The sequence below is a fragment of the Sanguibacter sp. Z6_81 genome, assembly GCF_057180625.1.
Map to the genome: position 1 here is coordinate 787,104 of NZ_JBXUFV010000001.1, position 26,071 is coordinate 813,174.

General features: G+C 71.8%; 26 protein-coding genes. 16 read left to right on the plus strand and 10 right to left on the minus strand.

Translation table 11 applies throughout. The features are described 5' to 3' along the window. Positions 1-18: 18 nt before the first annotated feature. From AC2AXK_RS03735 to AC2AXK_RS03750, 4 genes are all read left to right on the plus strand, one after another. Entirely contained in the window at positions 19-2,580 is a 2,562-nt protein-coding gene (locus AC2AXK_RS03735) for a DUF4118 domain-containing protein (RefSeq protein ID WP_484343992.1), read from the plus strand. Next, positions 2,577-3,308: a response regulator gene (locus tag AC2AXK_RS03740; RefSeq protein WP_484343993.1), complete on the plus strand. Its 732-nt coding sequence runs from the start codon at positions 2,577-2,579 to the stop codon at positions 3,306-3,308. Before AC2AXK_RS03735 ends, AC2AXK_RS03740 begins: the two co-directional genes overlap by 4 nt. 180 nt (positions 3,309-3,488) lie before the next feature. Next, positions 3,489-4,166, plus strand: a complete 678-nt coding sequence (locus AC2AXK_RS03745) for a GNAT family N-acetyltransferase (protein WP_484343994.1) — start codon at positions 3,489-3,491, stop codon at positions 4,164-4,166. A 111-nt stretch (positions 4,167-4,277) separates the two neighbouring features. Beyond that, entirely contained in the window at positions 4,278-4,937 is a 660-nt protein-coding gene (locus tag AC2AXK_RS03750; RefSeq protein ID WP_484343995.1) for a dihydrofolate reductase family protein, read from the plus strand. Positions 4,938-4,965: 28 nt separating this feature from the next. Here AC2AXK_RS03750 and AC2AXK_RS03755 read toward each other — a convergent pair whose 3' ends face one another. After that, the gene (locus AC2AXK_RS03755) at positions 4,966-6,456 is read right to left on the minus strand and encodes a family 20 glycosylhydrolase (RefSeq protein ID WP_484343996.1); all 1,491 of its coding nucleotides are present in this window, start codon (positions 6,454-6,456) and stop codon (positions 4,966-4,968) included. Positions 6,457-6,523: 67 nt separating this feature from the next. On the opposite strand from AC2AXK_RS03755, the gene AC2AXK_RS03760 reads away from it, so the two are divergent. Genes AC2AXK_RS03760 through AC2AXK_RS03785 form a run of 6 tightly spaced genes read left to right on the plus strand, consistent with a single transcriptional unit; the run spans position 6,524 to position 12,558 of the window. Beyond that, on the plus strand, positions 6,524-7,681 hold the full coding sequence (locus tag AC2AXK_RS03760) for an ROK family transcriptional regulator (protein WP_484343997.1): 1,158 nt from the start codon (positions 6,524-6,526) through the stop codon (positions 7,679-7,681). Positions 7,682-7,718: 37 nt separating this feature from the next. Beyond that, a complete protein-coding gene (locus tag AC2AXK_RS03765; protein ID WP_484343998.1) occupies positions 7,719-8,969 on the plus strand; it encodes an extracellular solute-binding protein in 1,251 nt (416 codons plus the stop codon). A 2-nt stretch (positions 8,970-8,971) separates the two neighbouring features. Next, the gene (locus AC2AXK_RS03770) at positions 8,972-9,931 is read left to right on the plus strand and encodes a carbohydrate ABC transporter permease (RefSeq protein WP_484343999.1); all 960 of its coding nucleotides are present in this window, start codon (positions 8,972-8,974) and stop codon (positions 9,929-9,931) included. After that, positions 9,931-10,776: a carbohydrate ABC transporter permease gene (locus AC2AXK_RS03775; protein WP_484344000.1), complete on the plus strand. Its 846-nt coding sequence runs from the start codon at positions 9,931-9,933 to the stop codon at positions 10,774-10,776. The genes AC2AXK_RS03770 and AC2AXK_RS03775 overlap by 1 nt, the downstream gene beginning before the upstream one ends. Before the next feature lie 46 nt (positions 10,777-10,822). Next, a complete protein-coding gene (locus tag AC2AXK_RS03780; protein WP_484344001.1) occupies positions 10,823-11,596 on the plus strand; it encodes a glucosamine-6-phosphate deaminase in 774 nt (257 codons plus the stop codon). Then, complete coding sequence (locus AC2AXK_RS03785; RefSeq protein ID WP_484344002.1) at positions 11,593-12,558, plus strand: ROK family protein; 966 nt, start codon at positions 11,593-11,595, stop codon at positions 12,556-12,558. The genes AC2AXK_RS03780 and AC2AXK_RS03785 overlap by 4 nt, the downstream gene beginning before the upstream one ends. Here AC2AXK_RS03785 and AC2AXK_RS03790 read toward each other — a convergent pair. Further along, positions 12,524-12,967 (minus strand): ATP-binding protein, encoded by a 444-nt coding sequence (locus AC2AXK_RS03790; RefSeq protein WP_484344003.1) that lies wholly within the window; start codon positions 12,965-12,967, stop codon positions 12,524-12,526. The genes AC2AXK_RS03785 and AC2AXK_RS03790 overlap by 35 nt on opposite strands. 172 nt (positions 12,968-13,139) lie before the next feature. Here AC2AXK_RS03790 and AC2AXK_RS03795 point away from each other — a divergent pair, with 172 nt between their 5' ends. The 3 genes from AC2AXK_RS03795 (at position 13,140) to AC2AXK_RS03805 (ending at position 17,497) form a co-directional block, all read left to right on the plus strand. Further along, positions 13,140-14,888, plus strand: coding sequence for a SpoIIE family protein phosphatase (locus tag AC2AXK_RS03795; protein ID WP_484344004.1), 1,749 nt, complete (start codon positions 13,140-13,142; stop codon positions 14,886-14,888). A gap of 150 nt (positions 14,889-15,038) precedes the next feature. Next, positions 15,039-16,472 carry a hemolysin family protein gene (locus AC2AXK_RS03800; RefSeq protein WP_484344005.1) on the plus strand — a complete coding sequence of 478 codons (1,434 nt, stop codon included), beginning with the start codon at positions 15,039-15,041 and terminating at the stop codon, positions 16,470-16,472. Next, positions 16,469-17,497 carry a hemolysin family protein gene (locus AC2AXK_RS03805; RefSeq protein WP_484344006.1) on the plus strand — a complete coding sequence of 343 codons (1,029 nt, stop codon included), beginning with the start codon at positions 16,469-16,471 and terminating at the stop codon, positions 17,495-17,497. The genes AC2AXK_RS03800 and AC2AXK_RS03805 overlap by 4 nt, the downstream gene beginning before the upstream one ends. A gap of 39 nt (positions 17,498-17,536) precedes the next feature. Here AC2AXK_RS03805 and AC2AXK_RS03810 read toward each other — a convergent pair whose 3' ends face one another. Beyond that, positions 17,537-17,764 (minus strand): hypothetical protein, encoded by a 228-nt coding sequence (locus AC2AXK_RS03810; RefSeq protein ID WP_484344007.1) that lies wholly within the window; start codon positions 17,762-17,764, stop codon positions 17,537-17,539. 246 nt (positions 17,765-18,010) lie between these two features. On the opposite strand from AC2AXK_RS03810, the gene AC2AXK_RS03815 reads away from it, so the two are divergent. After that, positions 18,011-18,574 (plus strand): methylated-DNA--[protein]-cysteine S-methyltransferase, encoded by a 564-nt coding sequence (locus AC2AXK_RS03815; protein ID WP_484344008.1) that lies wholly within the window; start codon positions 18,011-18,013, stop codon positions 18,572-18,574. Positions 18,575-18,612: 38 nt separating this feature from the next. Then, the gene (locus AC2AXK_RS03820; protein ID WP_484344009.1) at positions 18,613-19,038 is read left to right on the plus strand and encodes a hypothetical protein; all 426 of its coding nucleotides are present in this window, start codon (positions 18,613-18,615) and stop codon (positions 19,036-19,038) included. 63 nt (positions 19,039-19,101) lie between these two features. On the opposite strand, the gene AC2AXK_RS03825 is transcribed toward AC2AXK_RS03820, so the two are convergent. Continuing rightward, a complete protein-coding gene (locus AC2AXK_RS03825) occupies positions 19,102-19,347 on the minus strand; it encodes a hypothetical protein (protein ID WP_484344010.1) in 246 nt (81 codons plus the stop codon). A gap of 200 nt (positions 19,348-19,547) precedes the next feature. Next, positions 19,548-19,964 (minus strand): MerR family transcriptional regulator, encoded by a 417-nt coding sequence (locus AC2AXK_RS03830; RefSeq protein ID WP_484344011.1) that lies wholly within the window; start codon positions 19,962-19,964, stop codon positions 19,548-19,550. 313 nt (positions 19,965-20,277) lie between these two features. On the opposite strand from AC2AXK_RS03830, the gene AC2AXK_RS03835 reads away from it, so the two are divergent. Continuing rightward, complete coding sequence (locus AC2AXK_RS03835; protein ID WP_484344246.1) at positions 20,278-21,738, plus strand: SulP family inorganic anion transporter; 1,461 nt, start codon at positions 20,278-20,280, stop codon at positions 21,736-21,738. A gap of 132 nt (positions 21,739-21,870) precedes the next feature. On the opposite strand, the gene AC2AXK_RS03840 is transcribed toward AC2AXK_RS03835, so the two are convergent. The 5 genes from AC2AXK_RS03840 to trxB are packed head-to-tail and all read right to left on the minus strand — an operon-like array spanning position 21,871 to position 25,661. Next, entirely contained in the window at positions 21,871-22,338 is a 468-nt protein-coding gene (locus AC2AXK_RS03840; protein ID WP_484344012.1) for an arsenate reductase ArsC, read from the minus strand. Continuing rightward, a complete protein-coding gene (locus AC2AXK_RS03845; RefSeq protein ID WP_484344013.1) occupies positions 22,335-23,381 on the minus strand; it encodes a metalloregulator ArsR/SmtB family transcription factor in 1,047 nt (348 codons plus the stop codon). The genes AC2AXK_RS03840 and AC2AXK_RS03845 overlap by 4 nt, the downstream gene beginning before the upstream one ends. Beyond that, a complete protein-coding gene (gene arsB, locus AC2AXK_RS03850; protein WP_484344014.1) occupies positions 23,378-24,493 on the minus strand; it encodes an ACR3 family arsenite efflux transporter in 1,116 nt (371 codons plus the stop codon). The genes AC2AXK_RS03845 and arsB overlap by 4 nt, the downstream gene beginning before the upstream one ends. Next, a complete protein-coding gene (locus tag AC2AXK_RS03855) occupies positions 24,490-24,681 on the minus strand; it encodes a thioredoxin family protein (protein ID WP_484344015.1) in 192 nt (63 codons plus the stop codon). Before AC2AXK_RS03855 ends, arsB begins: the two co-directional genes overlap by 4 nt. After that, positions 24,678-25,661 carry a thioredoxin-disulfide reductase gene (gene trxB, locus AC2AXK_RS03860; RefSeq protein WP_484344016.1) on the minus strand — a complete coding sequence of 328 codons (984 nt, stop codon included), beginning with the start codon at positions 25,659-25,661 and terminating at the stop codon, positions 24,678-24,680. The genes AC2AXK_RS03855 and trxB overlap by 4 nt, the downstream gene beginning before the upstream one ends. Positions 25,662-26,071 lie beyond the last annotated feature (410 nt).

Below are 26,071 nucleotides of genomic sequence, written 5' to 3' on the forward strand. Positions count from 1 at the left end.
CGCTGTGGGGGGTGAACCATGCCTGAGGGGCGCCGGGGACGGCTGACCGTGTACCTGGGCGCCGCGCCCGGTGTCGGCAAGACGTTCGCGATGCTCGACGAGGCGCACCGGCGCCGGGCGCGCGGGACGGACGTCGTCGTCGCCCTCGTCGAGACCCACGGGCGTCCGGCGACCGCCGCGCAGCTGCGGGACCTCGAGGTGGTGCCCCGGGTGAGCGTGGCGTACCGGGGCACCGTCCTGGAGGAGATGGACCTCGCCGCCGTCCTCGCGCGGGCGCCCGAGGTCGCGCTCGTCGACGAGCTGGCGCACACCAACGCGCCGGGTGGCACGCACCCCAAGCGGTGGCAGGACGTCCAGGAGCTGCTCGCGGCCGGCATTGACGTCGTCACCACGGTGAACATCCAGCACCTGGAGTCCCTCAGCGCGGACGTCGAGACCATCACCGGGGTGCGCCAGCGGGAGACCGTCCCGGACCACGTCGTGCGGTCGGCCGCGCAGGTCCAGCTCGTGGACCTCTCCCCGGACGCACTGCGCCGCCGCCTGGCGCACGGGAACGTCTACCGCGCCGAGCAGATCGACGCGTCGCTGTCCTCGTACTTCCGGGTCGGCAACCTCACGGCGCTGCGGGAGCTCGCCCTGCTGTGGGTCGCGGACAGCGTCGACGACGCCCTCACCCGGTACCGCACGGACCACGAGATCGGCGCGACGTGGCCCGCCCGGGAACGGATCGTCGTCGCCGTGACCGGCGGTCCGGAGGGCCAGACCCTCCTGCGGCGCGGTGCCCGCATCGCCCGTCGCGCGGCGGGCTCGGAGCTGCTCGCCGTGCACGTGCTCGCGACGGACGGGCTCCCCAGCGCCGCACCGGCGGCCATCGCGGCGGACCGGGAGCTCGTCGAGGCCCTCGGTGGGACGCTGCACACCGTCGTGGGGGAGGACGTGCCGTCGGCGGTCGTCGACTTCGCGCACGGGGTCAACGCGACCATGATCGTCGTCGGCGTCTCGCGGCACTCACGGCTCCGTGAGGCCGTCCTCGGGTCCACGAGTGCGCAGATCGCGCAGCTCGCCGGCTCGATCGACGTCCACCTCGTCACCCATGAGCGGGCCCGCGCGGGGGTGCGGCTCCGCGGGCGGTGGTCGCCGCTGTCCCGCGCGCGCCACGTCGGCGGATGGCTCCTCGCGCTCCTCGTCCCCCTGGCGCTGACTGCCGCGCTCCGGGTCGCGGACGAGGTCTCGTTCGCGACGGGGCTCATGCTCTTCCTCGTCGGCGCGGTGTCCGTCGCGCTCGTCGGCGGCCTGTGGCCCGCGATGCTCGCCGCGCTCGCGTCCTTCCTGTGCCTCAACTGGTTCTTCACGGCCCCGACCGGGCGGCTCACCGTCGCCGACCCGGAGAACGTCCTCGCGCTCGTCGTGTTCGTCCTCGTCGCCGGAGCGGTCGCGTCCGTCGTCGACCTCGCGGCCCGCCGCACCGCCCAGGCGTACCGCGCCCGGGCGGAGGCGACGACGCTCGCGGGACTCTCCCGCTCGGTGCTCTCGGGCGAGGACACGGCCGAGGCCGTGGTCTCCCGGCTCGCCAAGACGTTCGCGATCCCCGAGGTGCGCCTGGAGGAGCGGGACGACCAGGACGCCAAGGACGCCACGGACGCCCCGTGGCGGCTCGTCGCGCGCAGCGCCCGGGACGTGCGGGCAGGTGCGGGGACTCCTACGGAGACGGTGCTCGCCATCAGCGACACCCGCCGCGTCGTGCTGCTCGGCCGTGTGCTGCCGGCGAGCGACCGGCAGGTGCTCGAGGCGTTCGCCGCGCAGGCAGGAGTGGTGCTGGAGTACCGGCGGCTGCGTGACAAGGCCGCCCAGGCCGCGGTGCTCGAGCAGGCGGAAGCGACCCAGACCGCGCTGCTCGCGGCCGTCTCGCACGACCTGCGGACCCCGCTCGCCTCCATCCGTGCGTCGATCGACGGGCTCGGCTCCCCGCACGCGCGCTTGTCCGACGACGACCGGGCGGCGCTGCAGCAGACCATCGCCGAGTCGACGACCCGGCTCGAGCGCCTCATCGACAACCTCCTCGACCTCTCCCGGATCCAGACGGGCAGCGTGCGGCCGGTCCTCGCGCCGCGGTCGATCGACGAGATCGTGCCCCTCGCCGTCGAGCAGCTCGCCCCGGACGAGGTGGTCCTCGACGTCCCGGACAACCTCCCGCTCGTCCTCACCGACGCCGGCCTGCTGGAGCGGGTCCTCGCGAACCTCACGTCGAACGCGGTGCGCTTCTCGCCGGCCGGGTCACCCGTGCGGATCACGGCCTCGCACCGCGCCGGGGAGGTCGAGCTGCGCGTCGTCGACCGCGGGCCGGGGCTCGCCGCGGGGGACCGCGACCGGGCGTTCGAGCCGTTCCAGCGGCTCGGGGACACCTCCGCGGGCGGTCTGGGGCTGGGTCTCGCCGTCGCCCACGGACTCGCCCGGGCCGTCGGGGCTACTGTGACAGCCGACGACACGCCGGGAGGAGGGCTCACCATGGTGGTCACCATCCCGACCGTCCCTGCCGTCCCGAGCGCCCCGCCGGTGCCCGGTGGCGAGGAGGCCCGATGACGAGCGGCCACGGACAGGGCGCCACGTCGCCGGGCAGCCTGGGCAACCGGGTGCTCGTCGTCGACGACGACGCGGGGCTCGTGCGGGCCCTGACGATCAACCTGCGCGCGCACGGCTGGGACGTGTCGACCGCGTCGGACGGGGTGGCCGCGCTCGACGCCGCAGCCCGGTTCCGCCCCGACGTCGTCGTCCTCGACCTCGGCCTGCCCGACCTCGGCGGACTCGAGGTGATCGCGGGAATCCGGGGGTGGAGCGCCGTGCCGATCGTCGTGCTCTCGGCGCGGCAGCTGGGCGACGACAAGGTGGACGCGCTCGACGCGGGCGCGGACGACTACGTGACGAAGCCGTTCGCGATGAACGAGCTCCTCGCCCGGTTGCGCGCTGCCGTGCGGCGCGCCGCGCCCGTCGACGGTACGACGCCCGCGGAGCCGGTGGTCGAGGCGGGTGACCTGCGCATCGACCTCGCGCGGCGCCGGGTGCAGCGCGAGGGCGGTGACGTGCGCCTGAGCCCCACGGAGTGGGGACTGCTCGAGGTCCTCGTGCGCAACCGGGGCAGGATGGTCGGGCACGCCCAGCTCCTGCGGGAGGTGTGGGGGCCGGGGTACTCCTCGGAGACGAACTACCTGCGGGTGTACACCGCGCAGCTGCGCCGCAAGCTCGAGCGCGACCCGTCCGCGCCGCGGCACATCATCACGCACCCCGGGATGGGTTACCTCTTCGAGGCGTAGGAGCGGGGTGGCCGCCCCGGCATCAGGTGCGGCTCGTGCGGCGGACCGCGGGCGCGCACCGTGACGGCGAAGCTCGACGCACGGCGAAGCTCGACGTACGGCGAAGCTCGACGCGTCGGAACGTGCACAGCTCACTGCGTTGCTGGACAAGCTCCTCGGGGCACGGCCAGACTCGGGCGCATGACCTCACGGCTCGTGGACCTCTGGCCAGCATCGGGCGTCCGGGTGCGCTCCGGCGACCTCGAGATGCGGTGGATCGACGACGACCTGCTCGTCGCGCTCGCGGACCTCGCCGGTCGCGGGGTGCACGCCGACGACGCGATGCCCTTCACCTTCCCGTGGACCCGGGGCTCGGCGCGGGAGGTCGCGCAGCGCGTCCTGGACTACCAGTGGGCAGCGCGACCGCGCATCGGCCCGCAGGACGTGGTGCTGGAGCTCGCGGTGCTGTCCGCCGGCGTCCCCGTCGGCATCCAGAGCGCGTCCGGCCGGCAGTGGCAGGTGCTGCGCGAGGTCGAGACGGGCTCCTGGCTCGGCCGGGAGCACCAGGGGCGCGGGATCGGGACGAGGATGCGGGCGCTCGTGCTCCACCTGTGGTTCGAGGGCCTCGGCGCCGACCACGTGACGTCGGCGGCGTTCGAGGACAACGCGGCGTCGAACGCCGTCTCGCGCCGGGTGGGGTACGAGACCGACGGCCTCGTGCGGGTCGTGAGCGAGGGGCGGGCGAGTGCCCAGGTCCGGTACCGGATGACCCGCGACCGCTGGTCGCAGGTGCGCGAGGCGAACGCCCGGCTGCTCGGCGCTCCGGTCGAGATGCATGGTGTCGATGCCCTCCGCGAGCAGCTCGAGGCCCCGGAGTAGCAGCCGCCCGAGGGGCGAGCGGTGGCCCGACGGGGACGTCGCGCCAGCCCTCGCCCGCACCGGCACGACGGCCGTAAAGTGGGACAAAAGACACCTCGTTCAGGAGATGCCATGTCCCTGGTCCGCGTGCACAACTTCTCGGTCTCCCTCGACGGCTACGGCACGGGCGAGGGGCAGCGGCTCGACGCCCCGTTCGGCCATGCGGGTTCCCGGCTGATGGAGTGGGCCCTGGAGACGCAGACGTTCCGCGAGATGGGATTCCACGGGGACTCGCCGGGATCCACGGGCGTTGACGACGCGTTCGCCAGCAGGTGGTCGCCCGGTATCGGCGCGGAGATCATGGGGCGCAACAAGTTCGGTCCCCAGCGCGGCCCGTGGGAGGACGAGGAGTGGAAGGGGTGGTGGGGCGGCACCCCCGTGTTCCACACCCCCGTCGTCGTCCTCACCCACCACCCCCGGCCGACCCTCGAGATGGACGGCGGGACGACCTTCCACTTCGTCGATGCCGACCCCGACGCAGCGCTCGAGCGGGCCCGGGAGCTCGCCGACGGCCTCGACGTGCGGATCGGTGGCGGCGTGAGCACGGTCCGGCAGTTCCTCGAGGCCGACCTCGTCGACGCGATGCACGTCGTCGTCGTGCCCGTCCTCCTCGGCGGGGGCGAGCGCCTCTGGGACGGGCTCGAAGGACTCGAGCAGCGCTTCGACATCGAGGCGACGCCGTCCCCGTCCGGCGTCGTCCATCTGGTCTTCACCCGGCGCGGGGCCACCTAGCCGGACACGGGCACCAGGCGCCGGTGTGTCAGCCCAGGCCCTCGGTGCGGTGGAAGACGGTCCCGTCCTTCTCCCACCATCGCGCGTGGTGGGCGAGCGCTGCGACGAACCGCTCCCAGTCCGGCGCGGACCCCCAGGCGACCTCGGCCACCGCGGGCAACCGTGGCAGGAGCATCGTCGTGAGCTCGTCCTCGGTGCGCAGGGTCTCGGTCCACAGGCACGCCTCGACGCCGACGATCGACGTCTCGGGGATGCCGGGCAGCTCGGCCACGGGGTCCCAGCCGTAGGCGTCGCGCAGCCCGATCGTCGCGGCCCACGTGAGGCCGAGCGGGAAGTCCTCGTCGTACTTCTGGTCGAGGTAGGCGCGTGCCGCGGGGGAGGCGATGAAGCTCACGTCGTGGTCGCGCGCCACGCCCGTGAGGTGCTCGGTGTCGATGTGCGAGGTCCAGTACTGCAGCTGGGTGCCGGCCGGGAGATCGGCGCCGGCCGCCTCCTGCCAGAGCACGAGCGACTTGCCGAGCCGCTCGACGAGCGCACCGACGCGCTCGACGAACGCGACGTACTCCGGCCGCGCGAGGGTGAGCGCCTCGTCGCCGCCGACGTGCAGGTGCTCGCCGCGCGTGTGCCGGGCGAGCTGGGTGAGCATGTCCTCGACGAACTCCCACGCGCCGTCCGACTCGAGGTGCACGGAGCTGAAGCCGACGTCGATGCCCCGGTAGTGCTCCCGCTCCTGGCCGTCGAAGCTGATCTGCGGGTAGGCGACCTGGGCGGCGTGCGTGTGGCCGGGCAGGTCGATCTCGGGGACGACGACCACGTGCCGCTGCGCTGCGTACTCCTGCAGGTGCGCGTAGTCGGCGAGGGTGAGGAACCCGCCGGGACCGCCGTCGACGTCGTTCGCGGCGCCGACGTCCGTGAGGCGCGGCCACCCCTCGATCTCCAGCCGCCACCCCTGGTCGTCGGACAGGTGCAGGTGGAACCGGTTGAACCGGTACGCGGACGCGAGGTCGATGAGCCGCTCGAGGGCCGCGACGTCGAAGAAGTGCCGGGCGACGTCGACCATGACGCCGCGTACCGGGAAGCGGGGGCTGTCCGTGCACGTGAGCGCTGGCACGACGCCGTCCCGCACGGCCTGACCGAGCGTCTGGACGGCCCAGTACGCGCCGGCCTCGTCGCCCGCGTGCAGCGTCCATCGGTCACCGAGGGTGAGCGTGTAGCCCTCCGCGGGGAGGGTGGGTTCGAGCTCGGTACTCACGGGCACGAGGGTGGCTGCGTCGCTCTCGTGGGTCTCGCGTGCCCCGGGTCCCGTCCCTGCTGCGGCCCGCACGGCCAGGCGCTCGGCGAGGTCTGCCGCACGCGGCGCCCACCCACGCAGGGCGTCGGCGAGCGCGTCGAGCTGCCCGGGGACGAGCGCGGCACCCGGCCTCCCGGACGTGTGGACCTCGCGCGGCGCGGGCAGCAGCGGGGCGTGCGGGAGCGGTCCGGGCAGGTCGGTCGGAGCGGCTGGCCGTGGAGTCGTCATCGGTCTCCTCGAGGTGGGTGCCCGCAGTCTATTGACCCCAACTTAGTACGTAAGGTGTACTTACTTTATGCCCACCCGGACGACGCCGTCGGACCCACGCCGGGCGACCTCGCGCAACCGCTCCGCAGCGACGACCATGCGCCCGGCCGACGCCCGCGTGCACCACCGCGCGCTCGTGCTGCAGCACCTGTTCGACGACGGCGCCGTGAGTCGCGCCGACCTCGCCCGCGCGACCGGCCTGGCCCGGGTGACCGTCTCCGACGTCGTCACCGACCTCATCGCCGACGACCTCGCGCACGAGCTCGGCGTCCGGCCCGGCACCCACATGGGCAAGCCCGCCACCCTCGTCGGCGTCAACGCCGCAGGCGCGAACGTCGTGTGCCTCGACCTCTCCGACGACACCCTCCTGCGCGGCGCGCTCGTCGACCTCGCGGGCACCACCGTGAAGACCTCCCAGGTCGCGCTCGACGGCGCGACGGGGGAGGACGCCGTCGCCAAGGTCGTCACGCTCGCCCGGCGCCTGGTGAAGACCTCCACGAGCCGCGTCCTCGGCGTCGGCGTCGGCACACCCGGGGTGGTGAGCGTCGACGGCGTCGTGCGCCGTGCCCCCAACCTCGGCTGGACCGACCTCGACCTGCAGACCCGCCTCGAGGAGGACCTCGGTTACCCCGTCTACGTCGCCAACGACGCCGACACCGCCGCGCTCGCCGAGGACACCTTCGGTCACGGCAGCGGGTCGGGCCTGCTCCTCGTCGAGGTCGGGCACGGCGTCGGTGCCGGCATCCTCCTCGACGGCGCTCTCCTGCGGGGCCCCTCGGGCGCAGCGGGGGAGATCGGGCACGTCGCGGTCGAGCCGGACGGGCTCGAGTGCTCGTGCGGCCGGACTGGCTGCCTCGAGACGATCCTCGCCGTCCCGCGACTGCGCGCACGCGTCGACGGGCTCGGCGCGGCCGAGGCGGCCGACGCGCTCGCCGCCGTCGGGCAGCGCCTCGGGCAGATCCTCGCGCCGATCACCCAGGCGCTGGGCCTGCGCGACGTCGTGCTCTCCGGGCCGGAGGAGCTCCTCGACGGCCCCCTGCGTCAGGCCGCCGAGGCGGCCGTCCTGTCTCTCACCCGACCGTTCGGGGACGAGCGTGTGCAGCTGCGCATGTCCGCCCTCGGTCACGACGGCGTCCTCGTCGGCGCCGCCGCTCACGTGCTCGACGGCGAGCTCGGCCTGTCATGACCTCCCGGCCCCAGGGCCACCTCGGAAGGACAGATCAATGGCGACCCACACCCGGTACGCGGCGCTCACCCTCGCGGCAGCGCTCGCCCTCACCGCCTGCAGCAACGGCGGCTCCACCACCACCGACGACACCACCGACGACTCCGCCCCGGGGACCGAGATCACCCTGTGGCTCGCGGGTGAGGACACCCCCGTCGAGGCCACGGACTGGCTCACCACCGCCTTCGAGGACGCCACCGACGCGACGCTCACGGTCGAGCGGATCGACTGGGGCGAGCTCCTGCCCCGCCTGCAGACGTCGCTCGGCAACCCCGACGAGACGCCGGACGTCGTCGAGATCGGCAACACGCAGTCCCCGACGTTCACGACCGTCGGCGCGTTCACCGACCTCACCGAGCACCTCGACGAGCTCGGCGGGGACGCCCTCGGACCCGAGGGGTTCATCGAGGCCGGCAGCGTCGGCGACCAGGTGTTCGCCGTGCCCTACTACTGGGGCTCCCGGTACGTCTTCTACCGCACAGACCTCCTCGAGGAGGCCGGCATCGCCGTCCCCACGACGCTCGCGGAGTTCAACGACGCCGCGGCGGCCCTGACGACCGGCACGACGTCGGGGTTCTGGCTCCCCGGTCAGGACTGGCGCAACGGCATCAGCTGGGTGTTCGCCAACGGCGGGGACATCGCCGTCAAGGAGGGCGACGAGTGGGTGGGGCAGCTGTCGAGCCCCGAGAGCATCGAGGGCCTCACCCAGGTCCAGGAGCTCTACACCGCCGCGTCGAAGGCCCCGAAGGACGGCGAGGACGCCGAGCCGTGGACGGCCTTCAACAACGGCGACGCCGCGATGTTCATGGCACCTGGCTGGGCCCGCGGGTCGATCACGGACGAGCTCGCCGAGAACGTCGGCGCCCTCGCGCTGCCCGGCGTCGACGGCGGTGCGGCCCCCGTGTTCGCGGGCGGCTCCAACCTCGCGATCTCACAGGCGTCGCCCGACCAGGACCTCGCCCTCGAGCTCATGACCCTCATCTACTCCGACGAGTACCAGACGATGCTCGCCGAGGCGGGCCTCGGCCCCGCGAACTCGACGCTCAACGACCTCATGGGCGACGACGAGTTCGCCGTCGCAGCGCTCGCGGCGGCCGAGAACGCGAAGCTCACGCCCGCGGCGGAGCAGTGGGCAGCGGTCGAGACGGACCGGATCATGGAGGAGTTCTTCGCCCAGATCGCCCAGGGCGAGGACGTCGCGACGGCGGCCGAGGCCGCCGACGCCCGGCTCGAGGAGGCGCTCAACTGAGCGTGACCACGGGTGCCCGCACGACGGTGGCGCGCAGCCCCGTGCCGTCGGCGGGAGCCCGCCGACGGCACCGGTTCGGGCGGCGCGCCACGCCCTACCTCCTGCTGGCGCCCGTCGCCGTCGTGCTGCTGCTCGCCCTCGGGTACCCGCTCGTCCGCCAGGTCGGGATGTCCTTCCAGGAGTTCGGCCTCGCGCAGCAGCTCGGCACCGCCGAACCCCGGTGGGTGGGCCTCGCCAACTACCGCGAGCTCCTCACGGACGCCACCCTCTGGGGCGTCGTCGGCCGGTCGATCGCCTTCTGCGCCGTCAACGCGGCACTGACCATGGCGATCGGGACGGCGGTCGCGACCCTCATGACCCGCCTCGCCGGACCCGTTCGGCTCGCCCTCCAGACGAGCCTCCTGCTCGCCTGGGCGATGCCCGTCATCGCCGCCATGACCGTGTGGCAGTGGCTGTTCGACACTCAGTACGGGGTCGTCAACTGGGTGCTGGTCCAGGTCGGGTTCGAGGGGTTCGCCGGGCACTCCTGGCTCCTCGAGCCCCTGTCCTTCTACCTCGTCGCGACGGTCATCGTCGTGTGGATGAGCGTGCCGTTCGTCGCCTTCTCGGTCTACGCCGCCCTCACCCAGGTCCCCGACGAGGTCATCGAGGCGGCCCAGCTCGACGGTGCCGGTGCGTGGCAGCGGTTCCGGAGCATCGTCGTCCCCACGATCGCCCCGGTCCTGTGGGTCGTGGGACTGCTGCAGATCATCTGGGACCTCCGCGTCTTCACGCAGATCTACTACCTCCAGGGCGCGGGCGGCCTCAAGAGCGAGACGGACCTCCTCGGCACCTACATCTACGGCCTGGGCATCGGGCAGTCCAGCTACGGCATGGCCTCGGCCGTCGCGATGTTCATGCTCCTGCTCACGCTCGTCCTCACGGCCGGGTACGTGCGCAGGCTCGCCGCGGAGGAGGACTGATGGCCACCGCGCGACGCCCCACCCGCAGGCGCTCGGCGCCACTGCTCAACACCCTCGGGGTGCTGCTCGCCCTCGTGTGGGTGTTCCCCGTCTACTGGATGTTCACGTCGGCGTTCGGCACGCCCGAGCAGGTGCGGGCGGCCACCCCGACGTTCGTGCCGTTCGGCGGTGACCTCTCCGCGTTCGGCCGCGTGCTCGACGCGAGCTTCTTCGCGTCCATGCGGCTGAGCATCGTCGTGACGCTCCTCGTCGTGGCCGTCGCCCTCGTCGTCGCGTTCCTCGCCGCGCTCGCGGTGAGCCGGTTCCGGTTCGGCGGCCGCAAGGGCTTCGTCCTCACCGTGCTCGTCGTCCAGATGATCCCGGCGGAGGCCATGTTCATCAGCCAGTTCCGGATGCTCGAGGGCTGGTCCCTGCTCAACTCGGTCGCCGGCCTCTCGCTGCTCTACGTCGCGGCGGTCCTGCCGTTCACGGTGTGGATGCTCCGCGGGTTCGTCCAGGGCATCCCCGTGGAGCTCGAGCAGGCCGCGATGATCGACGGGTGCAGCCGCACGCGTGCGTTCTTCGCGGTGACCTTCCCCCTGCTCGCTCCCGGCCTCGTCGCCTCGGGCGTGTACGCGTTCCTCCAGGCGTGGAACGAGTTCACGCTCGCCACGGTCGTCATGAGCCCGTCCAACCGGACGGTGCCCCTGTGGCTGCGGGGGCTGACGACGCAGTCGAACGCCGCGATCGACTGGCCGGGCGTCATGGCCGGGGCCGTGCTCGTCGCCGCGCCGGTCATCATCTTCTTCGTCCTCGTCCAGAACCGGATGACCTCCGGGCTCGTGGCGGGCGCCGTCAAAGGATGATGGAGGTGCACGCTCTGCGCACCGCACCACCGAGGAGGTCCCACCCATGGAGGTCGTCATCCGGCCGGTCGACGAGCTGGCCGTGCTCGCCGCCGACATCGTCGAGCGCGCGCTCTCGGTGCTGGCCCGCCCCGTCCTGGGGCTCGCGACCGGCTCCTCGCCGCTGCCGGTCTACGCGGAGCTCGTGCGTCGGCACGAGGAGGAGGGGCTGACGTTCCGGCACGCCCGGGCGTTCCTGCTCGACGAGTACGTCGGCCTGCCCGCCGGCCATCCCCAGTCCTACCGGGAGGTCATCCAGCGGGACCTCACCGGCCGGATCGACCTCCCCGTCGTGCTCGGGCCGGACGGCTCCGGCCCCGACGTCGCGACGGCCGGCGTCCGCTACGAGGCCGAGATCCGCGCGGCCGGTGGCGTCGACGTCCAGCTCCTCGGGATCGGTGCCGACGGGCATGTCGCGTTCAACGAGCCCGGGTCGTCGCTCGCGTCGCGGACCCGGGTGAAGAGCCTCACCGACCGCACCCGCGAGGACAACGCGCGGTTCTTCCCGTCCGTCGACGACGTCCCGCAGCACGCCCTCACCCAGGGCCTGGCGACCATCGGCGAGGCCCGGCACCTCGTGCTCGTCGCGACGGGCAGCGCGAAGACCACAGCCGTGACAGGGATGGTCGAGGGCCCGGTGAGCGCGTCCTGCCCCGCCTCCGTGCTCCAGCTCCACCCGCACGTCACCGTGCTGCTCGACGAGGAGGCCGCCGCCGGGCTGCGACACAGCGCGTACTACCGGCGTGCCTACGAGCACAAACCAGCCTGGCAGGAGCTGTGAACGCTGGGCCGCTCGTCCTGGCGCTCGACGTCGGCGGGACGAACACGCGCGGCGAGGTGCTCGACGAGGACCTCGGGGCGCCCCTCGCACGGCACCACGCACCCACACCCGAGCACGACGGACCTGCGACCCTGCGCGCCATCGAGCAGACGTGCCGTGCGCTCCTCGCCGAGCTGCCGGCCGCCGACCGGGCCCGGGTGACGGCCGTGGGCCTCGGCGTGCCGGGGATCGTCGACCCGGACCGCGGGGTGGTGCGGCTCGCGGGGAACCTCGGGTGGGCGGACGAGCCCGTCGGCGAGCTGCTCGGCGCCCGCCTGGGGCTGCCCGTGCTCGTGCACCACGACGCTTCGGTCGCGGGCCTCGCCGAGCACGCGCTCGGGGCGGGGCGGGGAGTTGACGACCTTCTCGCGGTCTTCATCGGCACGGGCATCGCGGCGACGATCGTCGTCGGCGGGCGTCCGGTCCGCGGTGGCATGCACCAGGCGGGGGAGATCGGTCACGTGCCGCTCGACCCCGCGGGGCCGCTGTGCGCGTGCGGGCAGCGGGGCTGCCTCGAGGTGTACGCCTCGGCGCGGGCGATCGGCCGCGCCTACGCCGCAGCGACCGGACGCCCGGGCGCGACGTCGCTCGACGTGGTCACGGCCCTCGGGACGGACCCCCGCGCGGACGCGGTGTGGTCGGACGCGCTCGACGCCCTCGCGCACGGACTGCTCGGGGCCGTCACGCTGCTCTCGCCGTCGCGCATCGTGCTCGGCGGGGGTCTCGCGGCCGCGGGCGCGGTCCTCGTCGACCCGGTGCGCGCGCGGCTCCTCGAGACCGCCCGCGTCGCGACCGTCCCGCCCATCGTCACGGCTGGCCTCGGCGCGCGTGCCGGGGTGCTCGGGGCCGCGCTGGCGACCTTCCAGGACGAGCGGGGCGCACGCGCTCTCAGCCGGTGGCGCTCCAGCAACCGGACCGCCTGAACGTCGCCCAGATGTGCTTGTGCGTGCCGTCCGAGAACCAGCCGAACGCCGTCGCGAGACGCTGGGCGAGGACAAGACCGAACCCACCCTCGCCGAGGCCGCGTCCGCAGGCGACGACGGGATCGGCCTCGAGGCAGGAGTCCGTCACCTCGAGGAGGTACTCGGTCTCGGTGGCGCGCAGGGTCACGCGCGCTGGCGGGATCGCGTGACGCAGCGCGTTCGTGGCCAGCTCGCTGGCGACGAGGATGATGTGCTGGACGGCTTCAGTGTCCGAGGCAGGGCCGTCGCGCTCGGTGATGAGGCGGGTGATCTCGCGCCGCACGGGGGAGAGGTCAGCGGCGCTGCGGAGGGGCCAGGACCCGAGGTCGTCGCCCTGGAAAGGGGGACGAGCGACGGAGATCGAACCCACGATCCTCTCCTCCTGTGTGCGGCTGGACCCCCATCGTGACATGGCACTCGCGGCCCTGCCCGACGGCGTCACCTGATGGCCTCGCCGCGCCCCCGGCTCGGGTGTTCTCACGGACGTACGACCGCGCAGCAGGCATGCATGGCGCGAGAGCGTGCTCCACTACTGTGACGCCATGGATTCCGAGTGGTTCGCCCCGACAGCGACGAGCAGCGACATGGGTGCTTCCGTCCTGGCGTTCCCGTGGGAGACGACCCCGCTCGGGCCCCTCTCCGAGTGGGACGAGTCGTTGCGGCAGGCCGTCCGCCTGTGCCTGAGCACCCGGTTCCCCGTGCTCGTCACCTGGGGTCCGGACCTGACGATGATCTACAACGACGCCTACCGCGAGATGCTCGGCACCACCAAGCGGGACAGGGCCCTCGGCATGCCCGTCCGGGACGTGTGGTCGGAGGTGTGGGACATCGTCAGACCGCTCTTCGAGCAGGTGATGACCGCCGGGACGCCGACATGGACCGTCGACGAGATGCTCATCCTCAACCGCTCCGGCTACGACGAGGAGACGTACTTCACCTTCTCCTACAGCCCGCTCGCGGACAGTACGGGACGCATCGCCGGGGTCCTCGACATCGCGACCGAGACGACCGACCAGGTGGTCGCCCGGCGTCGGCTCGAGACGGTCGACGCCCTGCACGCCGTGATGAACGGCCACCATGACGTGGCGGAGCTGCTCACGGCGGCCGCGGACTTCCTCGCCGGGTCCCCGGACATCACCGGGTGCGCCGCATACCTGTTCGACGGTGACATCTGCGCGCCGGTCGCCTCGAACCCGCCAGGCCTGGCCTCCCGCCTCGACGTGCGGCTCGTCGAGCAGGCGTGCCGGGAGGGGAAGGTGAGCATCAGCGGTCAGGTCTGCCTCGCGCCGCTGGTGAGTGCCGACGGCGACGCCCCGTTCGGGGGCCTCGTCGTGGAGGCCGCGCCGGGACGCCCGCTCGACGAGACCAGCCGGACGTTCGTGCTGCTCATCTCCTCAGCCGTCAGCGGAGCTGTCCGGTCGCTCGTGGCCCGACGCGCGGAGCTCGACTACCACCGCTCGCAGGCCGAGATCCACGGGCTCGGGGCCCAGCGCGCGCGTGAGGCGTCCCTCACGCTGCAGCAGGCGGTCATGACTCCACCGCCCGAGGCAGACCACCTGCAGGTCGTCGTGCGGTACCGCCCCGCCGGCAAGGACCTCCAGATCGGTGGCGACTGGTACGACGCCTTTCTCACCAAGGACGGCGCGACGACCATCGTCGTCGGGGACGTCACCGGCCACGACCACCGCGCGGCCGCCATGATGGGGCAGCTCCGCGGACTCGTGCGTGCAGGCGCGTACATCACCGGCGGCACGCCCGCGCAGGTCCTCACCGAGGTCGACGACGCGATCACCGGGCTCGCCCTCGGGGACGGCGCGACAGCGACCGTCATCCTCGCCCGCGTCGAGCAGGTTCCGGCCCAGGAGGCGAGCGGCGCACGGACCCTGCGGTGGTCCAACGCCGGGCACCCCTACCCCGTGCTCATCCGGGCGTCCGGCGACATCGAGATGCTCGACCCGGTCAACGACCTGCTCCTCGGTGTCGTGCGTGACGCGGTACGCCACGACCACGTCGTGGAGCTCGAGGGCAACGACACCCTGTTCCTCTACACCGACGGGCTGCTCGAGCGACGCGGGATCCCCATGTCGGAGAGCATCGCGAACCTCGTCGAGGCGCTGCGCGGCGGGCACGAGCGCACCCTCGACGAGCTGAGCGACCACGTCCTGCAGACGATGTCCCCGACGGCCGGGGCGGACGACGTCGCGCTCCTGCTCCTGCGGGCCTTCCCCGAGGACGAGCCGCGGCCCCCCGAGGCGGGCCCGACCTCGGGCGTGCCGTCGCACCTCCCGTAGTTCGGCGACGTGCCAGGACGGCTCGTGGGAACTGTCCGGGCGGGGCGCGCGTTGAGACACTGATCGACCACACGACCTGAGAGAGATGATGGACGCAGACAGTACGTACCCCCGAGTGCCGGTCACCGACACGAGGGGGTGGAATCGGCCATGTGGATCCTGACACTGCTCCTCGGAGTCATCGTCATCGTCCTCATCACCGCGCTCACGGGCTACTTCGTCGCCCAGGAGTTCGCCTACATGGCCGTCGACCGGTCACGGCTGGGGGCGCGCGCCGCATCGGGTGACCCCGCGGCGCAGCGTGCGCTCGCCGTGACGAAGCGGACGTCGTTCATGCTGTCCGGCGCCCAGCTCGGCATCACCGTCACCGGGCTGCTCGTCGGGTACGTCGCGGAGCCCCTCGTCGGCGAGTCGCTCGGCGAGGGACTCGGCGGGGTCGGCGTGCCGACCGGCGTCGGCATCGCCGTCGGGACCGTCCTGGCGCTCGTCCTGTCGACGTTCGTCCAGATGCTCTTCGGCGAGCTGTTCCCCAAGAACCTCGCCATCGCCCGCCCGGAGCCGGTGGCAGTGTGGCTCGCCCGCTCCACGACGATCTACCTCGCCGTGTTCGGGTGGCTCATCCGCGTGTTCGACCAGGCGTCGAACCTCCTGCTGCGCGCCCTGAAGATCGAGCCGGTGCACGACGTCGAGCACTCCGCGACGGCCCGCGACCTCGAGCACATCGTCGCCGAGTCCCGCGTCAGCGGGGACCTCCCGGAGGAGCTGTCCGTCCTCCTCGACCGGATCCTCGACTTCCCCGAGCAGGACGCCGAGCACGCGATGATCCCGCGAGCACGGGTCGACGTGCTGCACGCGGAGACGACGCTCGCGAACGTCCGCGAGCGGATGGTCACGGGCCACTCCCGCTACCCGGTGCTCAGCGCCGACGACCAGGTGCTCGGCGTCGTGCACCTCGATGATGTGCTTCGCGGGGACTGGGACGACGACGCAGCGGCGGTGACGTTCATGCGTCCCGCCCTCATCCTCCCGACGTCGATGACGCTGCCCGTCGCGCTGCGCGAGCTCACCTCGACGCGCAACCAGCTCGCGTGCGTCATCGACGAGTACGGCGGGTTCGCCGGCGTGCTCACGGCGGAGGACCTCGCTGAGGAGCTCGTCGGGGAGATCACGGACGAGCACGACCCCGAGGAGCCGGCGATCGTCCCGCGGGACGACGACGGCACCTGGGTCATGGCGGGGGACGTGCACATCGACGAGGTGGAGCGCGCCGTCGACCACGACCTGCCGCGGGGGGACTACGAGACGATCGCCGGGCTCGCGATCGCCGTCCACGGGTCCTTGCCGCCCGTCGGCACGACCGTGCGCGTCGAGCTGCCGCTGGACCTCGCGGACCTCGCGCGGTCCGGTGAGCCGGAGGTCGTCTGGATGGCGGTCGACGTGCTCGAGCTCGACAGGCACGTGCCGTCGCTCGTGCGCGTGCGTGTCCCCGCGGACCCACCCGGCCCGGACGGGCCGCCGGAGGTAGACAGCACGTCAGGCACGGCGCCGGACGCAGCACCCCAGACGACGGAGGTCGACCGATGAGCAACCCCTGGGTCATCGTCCTCATCACGACTGCCCTCATCGCGCTGAGCGCCTTCTTCGTCGCGATCGAGTTCGCTCTCCTCGCCGCCAAGCGGCACCGCCTCGAGGACGCCGCGGCGACGAGCCGCTCCGCACGGGCCGCGCTGCGCAGCTCCACCGAGCTCACCGTGCTGCTCGCCGGGTCCCAGCTCGGCATCACTGCCTGCACCCTCGCGCTCGGGGCGATCACCAAGCCGGCCGTGCACCACTGGCTGACCCCGGTCTTCGAGAGCTGGGGGGCGCCGTTGTGGATCGCGGACGTCGCGGGGTTCGTCCTCGCGCTCGTCATCGTCACCTTCCTCCACCTCGTCGTCGGGGAGATGGCGCCGAAGTCGTGGGCGATCGCTCACCCGGAGACGTCCGCGACTCTCCTGGCGATCCCCATGCGGGGGTTCATGTTCCTCACCCGGCCGCTGCTCGTCGCCCTCAACGAGATGGCGAACTGGTGCCTGACGAAGGTGGGTGTCGAGCCGGCCGAGCAGGTGGCCACGGGCCAGACGCCCGACGACCTGCGCCACCTCGTCGAGCACTCGGCCAACGTCGGGGCCCTCGAGGCGAGCTACTCGGCGCAGCTCGCCGGAGCGCTCGAGCTCCAGCGGCTCACGGTCGAGGACCTCGTCACGGACGGTGGCAGCGCCACCACCGTGGGGCCCCGCGCGTCGGTGGCCGACCTCCAGGACGCTGCCCGCAGCTCGGGGCACCTGCGGATCCTCGTCGGGACGCCCGAGACCATCGAGGGCGTCGTGCACGTGCGGGACACCCTCGGCCAGGGTGACGACCGCTCGGCGGCCGAGTTCATGCGGCCGGTGATCTCGTTCGCGCCCCACACGCCGGTGTACACCGCGTTGGCGTCGATGCGCGAGACGCGCAACCACCTCGCGATCGTGTCGACCGGTTCGGCGTTCGTCGGGGTCATCACGCTCTCCGACGTGCTCTCGCGCCTGTTCCCCCGCTACGAGGACGAGGCGCCAGCCGTCACTGGCTGACGCGCGTTCGATCGACTGCGTCTGACGTCTGGGTCGCCCTCAGCGGACGAGGGTGACCCAGACGACCGCCCCGGCCACGAGCACGGGGACGGTGCCGTAGAGGAGCACCCGCCCGGGGCGGGAGGAGGACCCGTGCGCCACAGGGCCACGACCGGGCGCCACCGGGTTGGTGTTGTGACCAGGTGTCATCCCCAGGGGCAGGCCCTCGGGGCCCTTCGGGTTGGCCGCGTCGTCGGGGCGCCTGTCGTTGTGGGTCGACTGATCCATGAGGACGCCCTTTCGATCGTAACGATGCAGGTGATCTCTCACCGTAGCGCCGAGCGCCCACCTGCGCTCTGGTGATCCACCGCGTGGTCCGATTCCCGCCAGACGCCCCCTCGGACGTCGCGCATGATGAGGGGGTGCGCGTGCCCTCGGGGTCACGACGAGCAACGGTGTACTCGAGCGATCGAAAGGCTGGGAGCCATGGCAGGGATACGCACTCATGCACCTGTGGACGCACGAGGTGTTCGCGTGACCGGTGACTCGGCAGCCGGGGGAGGTGCTGCGCTGCCAGAGACGACGACGAAGCCCCTCGAGACGTTCGACGCGCACCTGCCCGGGGGCGTCGTGCACGTCGTCCTGACGCCTGAGGACCAGACGGTGCGCGCCGCGGGGTACGGGGACCTCGAATCCCTGTTCGCGCGGCTCGCGCCGGGGCTGCGCGAGCGCGGTCTGGCCCCCGTCGCGCCCCGGGGTCCCGTGGCCGACGCCCTCGCCGCGTACGCCGACGGCGACACCGACGCGCTGCTGACGATCCCCGTCGGCCAGCCCGGCGGGCCCTTCCGCACCGACGCGTGGGACGCGCTCCGGCGCATCCCCGCAGGGACGACTGTGACGTACACCGAGCTCGCCGCCCTGGCCGGGCGACCGGCCGCCGTCCGGGCCGCGGCGTCGGCGTGCGCGACGAACCTCGTCGCGCCGATCGTGCCCTGCCACCGGGTCGTCCGACGCGACGGGACGCTCGGCGGCTACCTCTACGGGCTGCCGGTCAAGGAACAGCTCCTCGCGCACGAGCAGCGGGCGGCCACAGCGTGATAGACATGGCCACTTTGGCCTGCTGATCGAGGAGCCTCATGAGTGACACGGAGTGGTACGGAGTCCGCTGGCAGTACGACTTCACACCGGAGGGAGTCGAGCGCGCGGCAGTCCTGGACGCCACCACCACCGAAGAAGGTGGCCGGTGGGCACGCGAGATCGAGGCGCGGCTGTCGCGTGCGGGGCACGTGGTGAAGCTGGATCAGGACGAGGGTGAGGACAGCGAGGGTGACGTGGTGCTGCACGACCGGCTGACCGTCGCGATCGGCCTGGGCCACATGTCTCTGTCCTTCTTCACCGACCAGGTGTTCTGGTCGGTGGAGGTCTTCCGCGACCACGCGGACCGGGAGACGGTCGCCCGGGTCTCGCGAGATGTTCTCGCGACGGTCGAGGACGTGACCGGCTACGTCCTCGAGCCTGGTGCCCTGCCGCACCTGGAGGCGGAGGTCCTCGGCCGGGCGTAGCGAACGGCGAACCGGCGCCGGCCGTGGACGAAGGGTCAGGCGTCGGGAAGCGGTCCTCGGAGGTCAGGCGTGGGCGATGCAGTCCGCAGATCCCGCCAGAGCGCGTGCCCGACGACGCCGGTGACGAACGCCGACGACGAGCGTCGCGACGAGCGCGACGAGGAAGACGAGCATCAGCGCGAGCTCCAGGGGCCCGGGGGTCCCGCTCGTCTGCTCACGGTCTGCCGCGAACCCGTGCTCGATGAGCGCCCCTGCGAGCAGGAGGCCTGAAGCCAGCGTCACCGCGACCATCGTCCGAACGAGATTCATGGCGTCGACCTTCCGGAGGGGTGTGTCCTCGCGCCGCGTCACGGCCGGTCCGAGAGTACGGGCGGGCGAACCCTATCATCGCGACGGACGTCGTCGGGCGGTTCCGCCGCATGTGCGGGCAACGTGCTGCACACGAGACGTGCATGGCTCTCACCGATGCAACGACGGTGCCGAGCGGGAGTCGGTTGACGGCCTGAGGGTCAGGGACGGGACGGCGAGTCGCGGTCGCGCAGGAGAGCGATGAACTCGTCGGCCATCGCGAGCTTGTCGGCGAGGTCGGCGCGCCGGCTCTCGGCGGCCGCGATGTACGCGGAGAGGCGCTGGCTCACGGCGGGAGCCGGTGCGCCCGGTGCGTCGTGCATCTCGTCGACGATGGTGAGCAGGTCGGCCATCTCCTCGAGGGTGAACCCGAGCGGCTTCATGCGACGGATGAGCAGGAGTCGTTCGACGTCGGCCTCGGTGTAGAGGCGAAAGCCGCCGTCGGTGCGGCCGGAGGGGCGCAGCAGGCCGACCTCGTCGTAGTGCCGCAGGGTGCGCAGCGAGAGGCTGGTGCGCTCAGCGACAGCGCCGATGTGCATCGTGGTCTCGCCGGAGACGGTCGCGCCGTTGTTGCTCATGAGTGCAGTCTCCTCGAATCGCCGACCTGAAACTCTACCCTCACGTTAAGGTAGAGTTTCAGGTGGGTTGGCCGCCGCGGCTTCGCGCTGGGCAGCAGAGACCCGAACCAACTTCCTCGCACGCAGTGCCGCGTGCCCCTTGTCCTTGTCCACCCGGACCGGCCGACGGCCGCGTCTATGGAGCGCTTTGCGCGCCCCGCGCATCTGAACGGGAACCATCTTGCCCAACGAGCTACGCGCTTCTCTGCCCGATTCCGAACCGCACCCGCAGCCGGTGACCGGAGCCCAGGAGGCCGACGAGGTCCACTCCGTGATGGCGGCGCTGAAGTCTCCGCGCCGCTTGAAGACCGAGGTCCTGGCCGGCCTCGTGGTCGCCCTCGCACTCATCCCCGAGGCGATCGCCTTCTCGATCATCGCGGGAGTCGACCCGCGCATCGGGTTGTTCGCCTCCTTCACGATGGCCGTCTCGATCGCATTCCTCGGCGGACGCCCGGCCATGATCTCCGCTGCGACCGGTGCCATCGCGCTGGTCATCGCACCGGTCGCTCGCGAGCACGGCGTCGACTACCTGATCGCGACCGTCATCCTCGGTGGCATCTTCCAGGTGATCATCGGCGTGCTGGGTATCGCGAAGATCATGCGGTTCATCCCGCGCTCGGTCATGGTCGGCTTCGTCAACGCCCTAGCGATCCTCATCTTCATGTCTCAGGTCCCGCACCTGACCGACGTCCCGTGGCTGGTCTACGCGCTGGTCGCTGTCGGGATCGCCATCATGGTCCTCATGCCCCGGTGGACGAAGATCGTCCCCGCACCCTTGGTCGCGATCGTGCTGCTCACCGGCGCCGTCGTGCTCGCTGCGATCAACGTCCCGACCGTCGGGGACGAGGGCGCCCTGCCCGAGTCGCTGCCGTCCTTGCTCTTCCCCGACGTGCCGCTCACCTTCGAGACGCTGCAGATCATCGCGCCCTTCGCCATCGCCATGGCCCTGGTCGGGATCCTGGAGTCGCTGCTGACGGCGAAGCTCGTCGACGACGTCACCGACACCCACTCGAACAAGACGCGCGAGGCCTGGGGGCAGGGAGCGGCGAACATCATCACCGGCTTCTTCGGTGGCATGGGCGGCTGCGCGATGATCGGCCAGACGATGATCAACGTCAAGGCCTCCGGAGCACGCACCCGCATCTCGACGTTCCTCGCCGGAGTCTTCCTGCTCATCCTCGTCGTCGGCCTGGGCGACATCGTCGCCATCATCCCCATGGCCGCGCTCGTCGCCGTCATGATCATGGTCGCCGTGGGGACCTTCGACTGGCACTCCGTGCACCCGGCCACGCTGCGCCGGATGCCAAAGTCCGAGACCGGCGTCATGCTCGCCACCGTCGTGGTCACCGTCGCCACCCACAACCTCGCCTACGGCGTCATCGTCGGCGTCCTGGTCGCGATGGTCCTCTTCGCCCGACGGGTCGCACACTTCACGACGGTCACCCGGCTCGACGCCTCCGATGACGACGACCAGCGCGTCTACGCCGTCGAGGGAGAGCTCTTCTTCGCCTCGTCCAACGACCTCGTCTACCAGTTCGACTACGCCAGCGACCCGAAGAACATCGTCATCGACATGACCAACGCCCACGTCTGGGACGCCTCCACCGTGGCGACCCTCGACGCCATCACCACCAAGTACGCCGCCAAGGGCAAGACCGTGACCATCGTCGGGATGAACCCCGACAGCGTCGCCCGCCACGACAGGCTCGCCGGCAACCTCGGGGCCGGCCACTGAGGACCCCGACGCCGCAGAACTGGGAGCCGAAGGCTACCGACGGGCGAGCCGCAGCTCGTCACGCTCGGGATCGGAGCGTCGGTCGGGTTCGTGACGGGCGTCGACCACGGGCGTTCCGCCCTGTCGGTCGAGTCAGCCGTCGGTGCGCAGCGGGACCGGAGGTACACCGAGCTGGTCGAGCAGCGCCAGGACGCGCTGGTGGATCTCGTCACGGATGGGTCTGACGGACTCGATGCCCTGGCCGGCCGGGTCGTCGAGCTTCCAGTCCTCGTAACGTTTGCCAGGGAAGATCGGGCACACGTCGCCGCAGCCCATGGTGATGACGGCGTCGGAGGCCTGGACTGCCTCGGTGGTGAGGACCTTGGGCTGCTCGGCGCGGATGTCGATGCCGAGCTCGAGCATGGCCTCGACGGCGGTCGGGTTGATCTGGTCAGCCGGCATCGAACCCGCCGAGCGCACCTCGACCGCGCCGCCGGACAGCTCGCGCAGGAAGCCAGCGGCCATCTGGGAGCGGCCTGCGTTGTGCACGCAGACGAAGAGCGCGCTGGGACGGGACTGCTCGGCGGTCGCGCCCGTGGTCGTGTCGGTCGTCGTGGTCATGAGTTCTCCTGGGTATCGGTCGGTGCGGCCGAGGCCGCAGGGTGGTCGGCAGGGAGGGTGAACGAGGGCAGGATGTCCGCCAGCAGGCTGCGGACACGACGGTCGAGCTCGTCGCGGATCGCGGCCACGCCCTCGGGTGAGGCCAGCGCCGGGTCCCCGACGACCCAGTCCTCGTAACGCTTGCCGGGCAGGACCGGGCACGTGTCGCCGCAACCCATCGTCACCACGACGTCCGCGGCACGGACGGCGTCGTCGGTGAGCGGCTTGGGGAAGGCATCCGGTGCACCGAGCGCGTCGAGGACCGGACGGACGCCCGCGTGCACCGCGCCGACCGGCGCCGACCCGGCGGACCGGACCACGACGGCGTCGCCGGCATAGGTGTGCAGCAACGCCGCCGCGAGCTGGGAGCGGCCGGCGTTGGCGACGCAGACGAAGAGCACCTGGGGGCGGTGCTCTTCGGCAGGTGCCGCAGTACGGGTCAGGTCGGCCAGCCGTTGCCGGGCGAACCGCTCAGTCGTCACGACGAGGTGGGTCCGCACCGTCGACCGGCGAGCGAGAGCCGTGTAGGACTCCCGGACGATCCGCAGGACGGTGTCGTCGCCGAGACCGGGGAAGTGCTGGAGCAGCTCGTCGGCCATGCGGGTGAGCGTGTTGTCGACATCGGTGAGGCCCACGAGCTCGGTGCCGCTGCGGCCCGCATCGAGCGCCGCCGGGGCGAAGGCCTCGAGCAGCGTGGAGACGGCCCCACGCAGTGCGGGAGCCACCCGGTAGTAGACCCACGTGCCCCGGCGTTCAGAGGTCAGCACCCCCACGTCCTTGAGGACCTTGAGGTGGTGAGACACCGTGGGCTGGGCGAGGTCGGTGATCGCGCTGATGTCGCACACGCACGCCTCGCCTGTCGCCGACGTGGTGATGAGCGAGAGCATCCTCAACCGCACCGGCTCCGCCAGCGCCTTGAGGGTGGAGCCGACGCGCTCTGCGGCGTCGACCCCCATGGTGTGCGTCTCGGGAGCCGGGGCGCACTCGGTGTCGATGGTGATCATGACACTCCTCCTAGAGGGTTCCGCCGCGGACCGGCGGGGGCCGTGGGGTCGCCGGCGAACCACCGGCGCCCCAGCCACAGGGAGACGTACACGAGGCCGACGAGGACCGGGACCTCGATGAGCGGGCCGACGACACCGGCGAGAGCCTGCCCCGACGTCGCACCGAACGTGCCGATCGCGACCGCGATGGCGAGCTCGAAGTTGTTGCCGGCAGCCGTGAAGGCAAGGGTCGTCGACCGGGCGTACCCGAGCCCCAGGGACCGGCCCGTGACCATGCCGATGCCCCACATGAGGCCGAAGTACACGAGCAGCGGCACGGCGATGCGGACCACGTCGAGCGGGGCCGAGGTGACGGCTTCGCCCTGGAGCGCGAAGAGCAGGACGATCGTGAAGAGCAGCCCGTGGAGCGCCCACGGGCCGATGCGCGGGACGAACCGCTCCTCGTACCAGTCGCGCCCCTTGGCACGCTCACCGACCCAGCGCGACGCGAAGCCCGCTACGAGCGGCACACCAAGGAACACGAGGACGTTGAGCGCGATCTGCCCGATGGACACGTCGAGACCCTGTGTGTCGAGCCCCAGCCAGCCGGGCAGGACCGTGAGGTAGAAGTACCCGAGCAAGGAGAACGCCACGACCTGGAAGACCGAGTTGATCGCGACGAGGACGGCGGCCGCCTCGCGGTCCCCGCACGCGAGGTCGTTCCAGATGACGACCATCGCGATGCAGCGCGCGAGCCCGACGACGATGAGGCCCGTGCGGTACTCCGGGAGGTCGGGCAGGAACACCCAGGCCAGGGCGAACATCAGCCCCGGGCCGACGAGCCAGTTGAGGACGAGCGAGCTCACGAGCAGCCGGGTGTCTCCCGTGACGGCGGAGACGCGGTCGTACCGGACCTTCGCCAGCACCGGGTACATCATGACGAGCAGACCGACGCCGATCGGCACGGAGATCCCGCCGACCTCCATCGCGGTCAGCGCGTCGGACAGTGGCGGCACGAAGCGGCCGAGCACGAGGCCGGCGACCATCGCTAGCCCAATCCAGATCGGGAGCCAGCGATCGAGTGTCGACAAGCGGGCCGGGGCTGCTGTGGGCGACTCTGTCGCTGTCGTCACGCGAGCACCTCGTCGATCGCTGCGGAAAGGACGGTGCGTGGCTTGGCGCCAATCCGGTCCAGCACCGGTGCGACCTGCTTGCAGGGTCTGCACCACTCGGCCCAGAGGTCGACGAGGACGGGGACGTCAGACTCGAGGATCTCCGACGTGAACGTGGCATCGGTGACGACGACGGTTGCGGTGCTCACAGTGCCTCCAGGGCGTCGACGAGCCGGGTGGGTGACGCGGCTGCGTGCACGAGGTCGCCCAGGTAGTTCTGGGCGTCGATGGCCGCGGAGCAGCCGGATCCTGCGGCGGTGATCGCCTGGCGGTACTGGTGGTCGACGGCGTCGCCGCAGGCGAAGACACCGGGGATGTTCGTGCGGGTGGTGCGGCCCTCGACCTCGATGTAGCCCTCGGCGTCGAGCGTCACCTGCCCGCGGACGAGATCGGTGCGCGGGTCGTGACCGATCGCGACGAACAGGCCGGTCGCGTCGAGGTCACGCTCCTCACCCGTGAGGGTGTCGCGGAGCCGGATGCCCTTGACCTTCGCGTCGCCGCTGATGCCCACGACCTCGGAGTTCCAGGCGAACTCGATCTTCGGGTCGCCCGCTGCGCGCTCGGCCATGATCTTCGAGGCGCGCAGGGCGTCCCGGCGGTGGACGAGCGTGACCTTCGAGGCGAATCGGGTCAGGAACGTGGCCTCCTCGACGGCGGAGTCTCCGCCCCCGACCACGACGATCTCCTGGTCGCGGAAGAAGAACCCGTCGCAAGTCGCGCACCACGACACGCCGCGCCCGGAGAGGCGCTGCTCGTCGGGCAGGCCGAGCTCTCGGTAGGCGGAGCCGGTGGCCAGGATGATCGCGCGCGCCGTGTACGTCTCGCCGTTGCCGGTGCGGACGGTCTTCACGTCGCCGTCGAGCTCGACCTCGGTCGCGTCGTCCCACTCGATGACGGCGCCGAAGCGCTCGGCCTGCTTCTGCATGTTCTCCATGAGGTCAGGCCCGAGGATGCCGTCGACGAAGCCCGGGAAGTTCTCCACCTCGGTCGTGTTCATGAGAGCGCCACCGGCCGTGATCGAGCCGGCGAGGACCAGAGGGGCGAGGCCGGCGCGTGCGGCGTAGACGGCGGCCGTGTACCCGGCCGGGCCCGAGCCGATGATGATGACCTCGTGGCCGGTGTCTGACATGACTCTCCTCTATCGACGTATGTCTATATTGACCCACATGAATACAGAAGAGCAAGCTTCGGGGCGTGAGTTCACGGGCTGTTCATGCGCCAGCGAACAAGTACAACCGAATGGCTCTTCGGCGGACTCATGCCCACGACCCGCATCACCCCGTCCCGCCTCAGTGAACTTCTCTCAGCCGTCGGCATCAGCCCGCGCACGGCCAAGGATGCAGCCATGCGACACCTGGCCACGGCCCTGCCCGCCCGCCCGCGTGGACGCTGACGCCTTCGGGCTGCCCGCCGAGCAGTACGCCGCGGAGACCGGCGAGCATCCGCGTCTGGTGACCGAGCGGAACATGGTGACGTACCGGCGGCAGCTGCACCGCGCCGGCCTGGCGCACGACACGCACCGCAGCGTCGCGACGATCG

Bases quoted from the DNA above. Each gene is read 5' to 3' on its own strand.
- AC2AXK_RS03735 (WP_484343992.1), top strand. From the start codon at position 19: ATGCCTGAGGGGCGCCGGGGACGGCTGACCGTGTACCTGGGCGCCGCG.
- AC2AXK_RS03740 (WP_484343993.1), top strand. From the start codon at position 2,577: ATGACGAGCGGCCACGGACAGGGCGCCACGTCGCCGGGCAGCCTGGGC.
- AC2AXK_RS03745 (WP_484343994.1), top strand. From the start codon at position 3,489: ATGACCTCACGGCTCGTGGACCTCTGGCCAGCATCGGGCGTCCGGGTG.
- AC2AXK_RS03750 (WP_484343995.1), top strand. From the start codon at position 4,278: ATGTCCCTGGTCCGCGTGCACAACTTCTCGGTCTCCCTCGACGGCTAC.
- AC2AXK_RS03755 (WP_484343996.1), bottom strand. From the start codon at position 6,456: ATGACGACTCCACGGCCAGCCGCTCCGACCGACCTGCCCGGACCGCTC.
- AC2AXK_RS03760 (WP_484343997.1), top strand. From the start codon at position 6,524: ATGCCCACCCGGACGACGCCGTCGGACCCACGCCGGGCGACCTCGCGC.
- AC2AXK_RS03765 (WP_484343998.1), top strand. From the start codon at position 7,719: ATGGCGACCCACACCCGGTACGCGGCGCTCACCCTCGCGGCAGCGCTC.
- AC2AXK_RS03775 (WP_484344000.1), top strand. From the start codon at position 9,931: ATGGCCACCGCGCGACGCCCCACCCGCAGGCGCTCGGCGCCACTGCTC.
- AC2AXK_RS03780 (WP_484344001.1), top strand. From the start codon at position 10,823: ATGGAGGTCGTCATCCGGCCGGTCGACGAGCTGGCCGTGCTCGCCGCC.
- AC2AXK_RS03795 (WP_484344004.1), top strand. From the start codon at position 13,140: ATGGATTCCGAGTGGTTCGCCCCGACAGCGACGAGCAGCGACATGGGT.
- AC2AXK_RS03800 (WP_484344005.1), top strand. From the start codon at position 15,039: ATGTGGATCCTGACACTGCTCCTCGGAGTCATCGTCATCGTCCTCATC.
- AC2AXK_RS03805 (WP_484344006.1), top strand. From the start codon at position 16,469: ATGAGCAACCCCTGGGTCATCGTCCTCATCACGACTGCCCTCATCGCG.
- AC2AXK_RS03810 (WP_484344007.1), bottom strand. From the start codon at position 17,764: ATGGATCAGTCGACCCACAACGACAGGCGCCCCGACGACGCGGCCAAC.
- AC2AXK_RS03820 (WP_484344009.1), top strand. From the start codon at position 18,613: ATGAGTGACACGGAGTGGTACGGAGTCCGCTGGCAGTACGACTTCACA.
- AC2AXK_RS03825 (WP_484344010.1), bottom strand. From the start codon at position 19,347: ATGAATCTCGTTCGGACGATGGTCGCGGTGACGCTGGCTTCAGGCCTC.
- AC2AXK_RS03830 (WP_484344011.1), bottom strand. From the start codon at position 19,964: ATGAGCAACAACGGCGCGACCGTCTCCGGCGAGACCACGATGCACATC.
- AC2AXK_RS03835 (WP_484344246.1), top strand. From the start codon at position 20,278: ATGGCGGCGCTGAAGTCTCCGCGCCGCTTGAAGACCGAGGTCCTGGCC.
- AC2AXK_RS03840 (WP_484344012.1), bottom strand. From the start codon at position 22,338: ATGACCACGACGACCGACACGACCACGGGCGCGACCGCCGAGCAGTCC.
- AC2AXK_RS03845 (WP_484344013.1), bottom strand. From the start codon at position 23,381: ATGATCACCATCGACACCGAGTGCGCCCCGGCTCCCGAGACGCACACC.
- trxB (WP_484344016.1), bottom strand. From the start codon at position 25,661: ATGTCAGACACCGGCCACGAGGTCATCATCATCGGCTCGGGCCCGGCC.